The sequence below is a fragment of the Mesorhizobium sp. M7A.F.Ca.CA.001.08.2.1 genome, assembly GCF_003998455.1.
In the GTDB taxonomy this organism is placed as follows: domain Bacteria; phylum Pseudomonadota; class Alphaproteobacteria; order Rhizobiales; family Rhizobiaceae; genus Mesorhizobium; species Mesorhizobium ciceri.
The window spans coordinates 1-8,774 of sequence record NZ_RZPW01000207.1 but is presented as its reverse complement, the minus strand read 5'-3'; the positions used below and the strand labels follow the sequence as shown (position 1 = coordinate 8,774).

The 8,774-nt window shown below is 64.2% G+C and carries 8 protein-coding genes; all 8 read left to right on the top strand.

Features of this window, described 5'->3' with window-relative positions; genetic code table 11:
- Positions 1-90: 90 nt before the first annotated feature.
- A complete protein-coding gene (locus EN914_RS14490) occupies positions 91-1,551 on the top strand; it encodes an FAD/NAD(P)-binding protein (RefSeq protein WP_024501881.1) in 1,461 nt (486 codons plus the stop codon).
- A gap of 160 nt (positions 1,552-1,711) precedes the next feature.
- Positions 1,712-2,812 (top strand): dimethylsulfone monooxygenase SfnG, encoded by a 1,101-nt coding sequence (gene sfnG / locus EN914_RS14485; protein WP_013528160.1) that lies wholly within the window; start codon positions 1,712-1,714, stop codon positions 2,810-2,812.
- Between the two features lie 112 nt (positions 2,813-2,924).
- Positions 2,925-3,860, top strand: coding sequence for an ABC transporter ATP-binding protein (locus tag EN914_RS14480; RefSeq protein ID WP_024501880.1), 936 nt, complete (start codon positions 2,925-2,927; stop codon positions 3,858-3,860).
- Positions 3,857-4,756: a branched-chain amino acid ABC transporter permease gene (locus tag EN914_RS14475; RefSeq protein WP_032898718.1), complete on the top strand. Its 900-nt coding sequence runs from the start codon at positions 3,857-3,859 to the stop codon at positions 4,754-4,756. The genes EN914_RS14480 and EN914_RS14475 overlap by 4 nt, the downstream gene beginning before the upstream one ends.
- 3 nt (positions 4,757-4,759) lie before the next feature.
- Positions 4,760-5,800 carry a branched-chain amino acid ABC transporter permease gene (locus EN914_RS14470; protein ID WP_024501878.1) on the top strand — a complete coding sequence of 347 codons (1,041 nt, stop codon included), beginning with the start codon at positions 4,760-4,762 and terminating at the stop codon, positions 5,798-5,800.
- 64 nt (positions 5,801-5,864) lie between these two features.
- The gene (locus tag EN914_RS14465) at positions 5,865-7,202 is read left to right on the top strand and encodes an ABC transporter substrate-binding protein (protein ID WP_024501877.1); all 1,338 of its coding nucleotides are present in this window, start codon (positions 5,865-5,867) and stop codon (positions 7,200-7,202) included.
- A 79-nt stretch (positions 7,203-7,281) separates the two neighbouring features.
- Positions 7,282-8,088, top strand: a complete 807-nt coding sequence (locus EN914_RS14460) for an ABC transporter ATP-binding protein (protein WP_024501876.1) — start codon at positions 7,282-7,284, stop codon at positions 8,086-8,088.
- Positions 8,089-8,112: 24 nt separating this feature from the next.
- Positions 8,113-8,774, top strand: a 662-nt coding sequence (locus EN914_RS14455) for an acyl-CoA dehydrogenase family protein (RefSeq protein ID WP_206527203.1), incomplete at its 3' end; no start/stop codon positions are given.

The following is an 8,774-nucleotide window of genomic DNA, read 5'->3' as shown; positions in this document are numbered from 1 at the left end:
GGTCAAAGCCGCCGGCTCGTCCGTCAACACCGGTCCGTTCGGCGAGACCATCGCCGGCGACCACCGGCCGAAATCGCTCGCCAGCGCCTCGTGAACGCGCTCCCTCCGGCCCGCCGGTTGCGCGTCGCCATCCTTGGCGGCGGCTTTTCCGGCGCGGCGGTGGCCTGGCATCTGGCGCGGGCACCTCAATCGGAGTGCCTGTCGATTTCCGTCATCGAGCCGCGACCAGCGCTCGGCGGCGGCCTGGCCTATTCCAGCGAGGAACCGTCGAACCGGGTCAATGTCCCCGCAGCCAGGATGAGCATGGCTCCCGATGATCCGCAGCATTTTGCACGCTGGTTGGCTGGCAGCGGAGAACTCGAACACGACCCGGATGCCATCTGGAAGAACGGCGACGCTTTTCCGCGCCGTCGCGTGTTCGGCCGCTACGTCGCCGAGCATCTGGCGCCGTATCTCGGTTCCGGCCTTGTCCATCATGTCGAAGGTTCCGCCACACGCGTGACACGCGATGCCAGTGGCGCGGGCTGGACCGTGCACACCTCTGCCGGACCGGTCGTCGCCGATATCCTCGTCCTGGCAGCGACGCATCCGCGGCCCGGAATTCCCAACGCGCTGGCCTCGCTGACGGAAGCGCCAGGTTTCGTCGCCGATCCGTACGCTTCCGCCGCGCTTTCAGGGATCGGGCCGGAGGCGTCGGTGCTGATCGTCGGCTCCGGGTTGACCTCGGCCGACATGGTCGCCGAACTTGACCGCCGTGGCCATCGCGGCCGTATCCTCGCGCTGTCGCGCCGCGGCCTGCGCTCGCGCGGCCACCCGGATATCAGGGGCGAGCCTTTTGGCGACTTTGCATCCGCGCCGGCCACGACGGCGCTCGGCCTGCTCAAGACCATTCGCGCGACGCTGGCGGCCGCGCGCGCCGCCAATGTCAACTGGCAGTCGGTCTTCGATCAGCTGCGCCTCCAGGGGCCGGTGCTGTGGGCTGCACTTGCGCCGCCGGAGCGGGCAAGGCTGGTGCGCCAGCTGCGCGTGTTCTGGGACGTGCATCGTTTCAGGATCGCGCCGCAGGTCGCCGCGGTGCTCGACCGGCGTCATGCCGCCGGTACAGTCGACACCATTGCCGCCAGGCTTGTCGCGTCGAACGACGAGGACGGCAGCCTGGCTGTCAGCTTTCAACGGCGCGGGCAGACCCGGATCGAGACGATGCGCTTCGCTGCCGTCATCAACACCACCGGTCCGGCCCATGGGCAGGCGCTGCAGCTGAACCCGGCGCTAAGCTCGCTGGCGGAAGCCGGCTTGATCAGGACGGACCAATATGGGCTTGGCATCGAGACAGGTCTCGACAGCCGCGCGATCGGCCGGGACGGCGCGGCGGTCGCGACACTCCTGGTCGCCGGCCCCCTGGCACGAGGGACTTTCGGCGAGCTCATGGGTCTGCCGGAAGTCGCCCGCCATGCCCAGGCGGTCGCGGTTGAAATTGCCAGGCTGCTGGTAACGCTGCCGTCAGCGCAGGCCATTGGCGTCAATGCCGCGCACCGTCCACGCGTGGGCTGACACCTGCGGGCCGGGTTCGGCAGCGAAATTGGTATTTCCGTCCCAAGAGCGCCCCAAAAACGGAAAATCCTTCTTTGTATATAAATTCTATAAACATAATAAATATCCAAGCCGGCGCGACCGGAGCGATCAACGACACGGCCTGAATGGGAGACAGTTCATGGCACATGCAGAAGCCGATCCGATCAAATTCGCCTACTGGGTGCCGAATGTTTCGGGCGGCCTGGTGATTTCCAACATCGAGCAGCGCACCAACCATTCTGCCGAGTACAATCGCAAGCTGGCGCAGATCGCCGAGAAGGCCGGCTTCGATTACGCGCTCAGCCAGATACGTTTCACCGCCGGCTACGGCGCCGACGAACAGCATGAATCGGTGGCGTTCAGCCATGATCTGCTGGCGGCGACCACGACGCTCAAGGTCATCGCGGCGATCCTGCCAGGACCATGGAACCCGGCGCTGGCGGCCAAGCAGATCGCCACCATCAGCTACCTGACCAACGGCCGCGTCGCGATCAACCTTGTCTCCGGCTGGTTCCGCGGCGAGTTCCATGCCATCGGCGAGCATTGGCTCGACCATGACGAGCGCTACCGCCGCTCGGAGGAATTCATCCGTGCGCTGCGCGGAATATGGACTGAAGACAGCTTCACCTTCCGTGGCGATTTCTACCGCTTCAATGAGTATTCGCTGAAGCCGAAACCGCCGCAAGTACCCGAAATCTTCCAGGGCGGCTCGTCGCGCGCCGCGCGCGACATGGCATCGCGCGTCTCGGACTGGTACTTCACCAACGGCAACACGCCGGCCGAGATCGCCAAGCAGGTCGATGATATCAGAGTCAAGGCGAAGGCCAATAACCATTCCGTCAAAGTTGGCGTCAACGCCTTCGCGGTCGTTCGCGAGACCGAGGACGAGGCCAGGGCGGTGCTCGCCGAAATCATCGCCGAGGCCAATCCCGACGCGGTCAATGCTTTTGGCCATGAGGTCAAGAATGCCGGCAAGGCCTCGCCGGAAGGTGAGGGCAATTGGGCGAAATCATCCTTCGACGATCTGGTCCAGTACAATGACGGCTTCCGCTCGAACCTGATCGGCACCCCCAGGCAGGTCGCTCAACGCGTCGTCGACCTGAAGCGCGCGGGTGCGGATCTCATCCTGCTCGGTTTCCTGCACTTCCAGGAAGAGGTCGAGTATTTCGGCAAGCATGTCATCCCGCTCGTTCGCGAACTGGAAGACGCCGAGGCGGCGGCGTCGCTGGCGGCGGAATAGTCACCCCACAGGCACGCCGGACACGCGCCGGCCTGCACACATGGAGCTTGCCCGGCGCGCTGATCCGTCGGGCGGCAACAGGATTTTGCGCGCCTAATCGAGGACGATTGGAATGCCGTTGCCCAGTTATACGCTCGGAGTGATGGAGGCTTCCGCCTATGCACCGGAGGTCTTTGCGCGCGGCCTGCCGTCAGGCCCACGGCCGGAGCAGTCGTTCGAAGATGTCGCCAAGCCGGCAGGGGCCGTTGCCGGCGATGCCTCAGCATTGCTTTCGCTTCAGGGCATCAGCCTGTCCTTTGGCGGCGTCGTGGCACTGGCCGATATCGACCTATCGGTCCGCCAAGGCGAGATCCGTGCCATCATCGGCCCGAACGGCGCCGGCAAGAGTTCGCTGATCAACGTCATCAGCGGCGTCTACCGGCCGGATCGCGGCCATGTCCGGCTCGACGGTACCTCCTATGCCCAGGTCCCGACGCAGCGGCTGGCCCATCTCGGCGTCGCCAGAACCTTCCAGAATCTCGCACTGTTCAAGGGCCTAAGCGTCCTCGACAATGTCGCCTCTGGCCTCGCCTACAAGGTTCGCTCCAACTTTGCCGGCCAGGTGCTCGGCATCGGCCGCTCGCGTGGCGAGCAGCGCGATTCACGCAGCCGTGCCGAACAGATCCTTGAATTCCTCCATCTCACCGCCATTCGCGACCGTCTTGTCGGCACCTTGCCTTACGGCCTGCAGAAGCGTGTCGAACTGGCCCGCGCGCTGGTGGCCGAGCCGCGCCTGCTTTTGCTGGACGAGCCGATGGCCGGCATGACAGCGAGCGAAAAGAGCGAGATGGCGTCTTTCGTCCGTGCCGCGCGCGATCGTTTCGCCACCACCGCGGTGTTGATCGAGCACGATGTCGGCGTCGTCATGGGTCTGTCCGATCGCATCGCCGTTCTCGACTACGGCCGCAAGATCGCCGACGCCACGCCCGATGAAGTCAGGAACGACCAACGCGTCATCGATGCCTATCTCGGCGTCGCCTCGGACAATGAGGACGGGGCAGGCATATGATCGCCGATTTCGACTACCAATTCTTCATCGAAGTGCTCGTCGGCGGCCTGCTCTCAGGCGTCATGTATTCGCTTGTCGCGATCGGCTTCGTGCTCATCTACAAGACCTCGGGCGTGCTCAATTTCGCGCAAGGCGCGATGCTGCTGTTTGCGGCACTCACCTTCGTCAGCCTCGTCGAGCGCGGTATTCCGTTCGCGCTGGCGCTGGCGGTCACCTTCGCCATCATGGTTGCGATGGGTGTCGCCATCGAGCGCACGGTGCTGCGGCCACTGACCAACAAGCCGCCGATCACACTGTTCATGGCGACGCTCGGCCTGTCCTACATCATCGAGGGCGCCGCCCAGCTGATCTGGGGCACGCAGGTCCATGGCCTCGATCTCGGCATCGAGGACGTGCCGCTGGAAATCGGCGGCGTGCTGATCAGCCAGTTCGACATTTTTGCCGCGGTGGTTGCCGCCGGCATGGTCCTCCTGCTGTCGCTGTTCTTCCGCTACACCCGCATCGGCCTCTCCTTCCGCGCCGTTGCCGATGATCAGTTCGCGGCCCTCGCGGTCGGCCTCAGGCTGCCCTTGATCTGGGCCACCGTGTGGGCTGCCGCCGGCCTTGTCGCCCTGGTGGCGGGACTGCTCTGGGGCGCACGCCTCGGCGTGCAGTTCTCGCTGTCGCTGGTGGTGCTCAAGGCGCTGCCGGTGCTGGTGCTCGGCGGCTTCGATTCCATCCTCGGCGCCATCGTCGGCGGGCTTCTGATCGGCGCCAGTGAGAAGCTCGCCGAGGTCTATATCGGCGATTATTTCGGCGGCGGCATCGAGAGCTGGTTTGCCTATGTCGTCGCGCTCGTCTTCCTGCTGATCCGCCCTTCCGGCCTGTTCGGCCAGAAGCTCGTTGAGAGGATCTGAACGATGACCGCGATAACAAGCGATTTCGTCGCCGCGCCGGTGCTGCCGAAATGGGTCGTACCGGTCCTGCTGCTCGCCTTCGCCTATGGTGTCGTGCCGCTGATCGGCTCAAGCTATCTGTTAGAGGCCATCCTGCTGCCGTTCCTGGCGCTCAGCCTCGCCGGCGTGGGCTTGAACATTCTCACCGGCTATGCCGGCCAGGTCTCGCTGGGCAGTGCCGCCTTCATGGCGGCGGGCGCCTTCGCCGCCTATAATTTCAACCTGCGCGTCGAGGGCCTGCCGCTGATCGGCAGCATCTTCCTGGCCGGCATCGTCGCCGCCGCGATCGGCATCGTTTTCGGCCTGCCCAGCCTGCGGCTGAGGGGTTTTTATCTCGCAGTATCGACGCTTGCCGCGCAGTTCTTCGTGCAATGGGCGCTGACCAAGTTCAGCTGGTTCTCCAACAACTCGGCGTCAGGCGTCATCGACGCGCCGAGACTGTCGATTTCAGGTTTCGCGCTCGACGGCGCCATCGGTCGCTATCTCTTCGCGCTGACAATCGTCACTGTGCTGACCTTCCTTGCCTACAGGCTGGTCTCGTCGCAGACCGGTCGCAACTTCATCGCCATCCGCGACAATGAAACCGCCGCCCGCATCATCGGCATTCCGGTGCTGAGGACCAAGCTGCTGGCCTTCGCCATCTCGTCCTTCATCATCGGCGTCGCAGGCGTCATCTGGGCCTTCGCCTATCTGAGGACCGTCGAGCCGGACGGCTTCGATCTCGATCGGTCGTTCCAGATCCTGTTCATCATCATCATCGGCGGGCTGGCTTCGATCCGCGGCGCGTTTTTCGGCGCCGCCCTCATCGTGGTTTTCCCGCTCGCTCTGTCGCGCCTCGGCGGCTTCCTGTTCGGCGATCTCTTCGATTCGGGCGTGCTCGACATGAGCCAGCGCATCGTTCTGGGCGCGCTCATCATCCTGTTTCTGATCCTTGAACCCGACGGGCTGGTGGCGCTGTGGGACAGGGTCCGAAGACGGCTCCTGTTCGCCTGGCAGTCGACCTGAGCTGACGCATCCGAAAATGAACAAGGGGCCGAACAAGACGGCCCATACCGGGAGTACCTCGACCATGACTTTCCTCAGCACAATCAAGGCGGCGGCGTTGTCCGCGGCGATGATCGTGTCGGTGGCCTTGCCCGCCGCGCACGCCGACGAACAATATTTTCCGCTGCAGAGCTATCGCGTCGGGCCTTACGCGGCCGGCGGCACCGGCTTCTTCGGCGGCTTCATCGACTATCTCAACCTCACCAACATCCGTGACGGCGGCGTCAACGGCGTCAAGCTGACCTGGGACGAATGCGAGACCCAGTACGAGGTCGAGCGCGGCGTCGAATGCTATGAGCGGCAGAAGAGCCATGCCGGCGCCGCTGCCTGGAACCCGCTCTCGGTCGGCATCGCCTATGCCATGATTGACCGCATCACCGCCGACAAGGTGCCGCTGATCACCGTCAACCACGGCCGCACCGATTCCACCGACGGGCGTGTCTTCCCCTACGTCTTCCCGCTGCTGCTCAATCCCTACAGCGAGACATCAGGCATCGTGAACTACATCGCCTCCAAGGAAGGCGGCATCGACAAGCTGAAGGGCAAGAAGATCGTCGTGCTCTATCACGGCTCGCCCTACGGCAAGGAGACCATCCCGATCTATGAGCTGCTGGCGCAGAAATACGGCTTCACCGTGCAGCAGATCGAGGTGCCGCATCCCGGCAACGAGCAGCAGTCGCAGTGGCTGACCATCCGCCGCGCCAAGCCGGATTTCGTCGTCCTGCGCGGCTGGGGTGTGATGAACCCGGTGGCGCTGAAGACGGCGGTCAAGGTCGGCTATCCCGTCGATCACATCGTCGGCAATGTCTGGTCGAATTCTGAAGAGGATGTCATCCCTGCCGGCGACGCCGCCAAGGGTTACACCGCCATCACCACGCAGGCTTCCGGCAACTCCTACCCGGTGGTTCAGGAGATCGTGAAGACGGTCTACGGCGCCGGCAAGGGTAACCTTGAAGACAAGGCGCGCATCGGCTCGGTCTACCACAATCTCGGCATCGTCAACGGCATCCTCAATGTCGAGGCGATCCGGATCGCGCAGGAGAAGTTCGGCCACCGCACGCTGACCGGCGACGAGGTCCGCTGGGGCTTCGAGCATCTCAAGCTTGATCCGGCCAAGGTCGAGGCGCTCGGCGCCAAGGACCTGTTCCACTCGATCAATGTCAGCTGGGACAACCATGAAGGCGAAGGCTACGTGACCTTCCAGCAGTGGGACGGCAAGAAGTGGAACGTCGTCTCCGACTGGATCGCGCCGGACTGGGCGCTGCTGCGGCCAATCATCGAGAAGTCCGCCGAGGCCTACGCCGCCGAGAAGGGCATCAAGCTGCGCACCGCCGACGATGCCAATGCTGTGACCACCAACTGATCAGTCAGTGCCGGGCGTCGCGGACCAAGTTTCCGTGGCGCCCGACCTGTTCGGTTTTCGAACCGCGAAAGAACAGCCTATGCCGAACGATGACGTCATTCTTGCTGTGGACACGGTCCATGCCACCTACAACCACGCCATCACGGCGCTGCATGGCGTCAGTTTCGAGCTCAGGCGCGGCCAGATACTGGCATTGCTCGGTGCCAATGGCGCTGGCAAGACCACGACGCTGAAGGCCGTCTCCAACCTGCTGCCGGCCGAACGCGGCCAGGTCAATGCCGGCACCATCCGCTATGACGGCTCGGATGTCTCGCGCCGCAAACCGGGTGATCTGGTGCGCGCCGGGCTGGTTCAGGTGCTGGAAGGCCGCCACTGCTTCAAAAGCCTCACCGTCGAGGAGAATCTGATCGCCGGCGGCATCGGCCGCAGCGGCAGCCGCGCCGAGATCAACGGGGATCTCGAACGGATCTACGGCTATTTCCCGAGGCTTCGGGAAAAACGCCGGACATTGTCCGGCCTGACCTCCGGCGGCGAACAGCAGATGACCGCCATCGGCAGGGCGCTGATGTCGCGGCCGCGGCTGCTCGTCCTGGACGAACCGTCGATGGGGCTCGCGCCAATCATCGTCCAGGACATCTTCCAGAGCTTGAAAAAACTCAACCGCGAGACTGGCCTATCCATCCTGGTCGCCGAGCAGAACTCCGCAGTGGCGCTGCGATATGCCGACCATGCCACGGTGCTGGAGAACGGCGTTTCCGTTCTCGCCGGCGCGGCCCCCGAGCTTCGCCAGCGCGAGGACATCAGGGCCTTCTATCTCGGTCAATCGAACCCCGGGCAACAGGCGTCACCCGCCACCAAGCCCGCCCATCTCCACGCCGTTGCCTGAATCGAAATCCCAAGGAGCAGTGAAATGACCGTTTCGACCGTCAAGACCGACAAGGCTTCCGCCGCCGTGCCGCCAGTCGCAAGGCCGACCGCCCCGGCGCACATCATCAAGGACGACGCCGAGGCGATTGCGGTTGCCCATGCGCTCGCCGCCGAATTCGTTAAGAACTCCTCCCGGCGCGACCGTGAACGGATCTGGCCGGTCGCCGAACTCGATGCCTTTTCGCAAAGCGGCCTGTGGTCGATCAATGTACCCAAGGCATTCGGTGGGCCGGAGGTGTCCTATGCGACGCTGGCGAAGGTGATCGAGATCATCTCGGCGGCGGATTCCTCGATCGGCCAGGTTGCGCAGAACCATCTCGGCGTCGTCGCTGCCATCCGCACCGTCTCCGACGCGGACCAGCAGAAGCTGCTGTTCGCCGAAGCGCTGAAGGGCACCCGGTTCGGCAACGCCTTTTCCGAGTTCGGCTCCAAGCGCGCCGCCGATTTTGAGACCCGCTTCACCGATGCCGGCGATCATGTGGTCGTCAACGGCCGGAAATTCTATTCGTCCGGCGCGCTGCTCGCCCATCTGGTGCCGATCGTGGCGCTCGATGACGAGGGCCGCGCCTGGTATGCGATCGCCGACCGCGGCGCACCCGGCCTGACCGTCATCGACGACTGGTCGAGCTTCGGCCAGCGCACTAC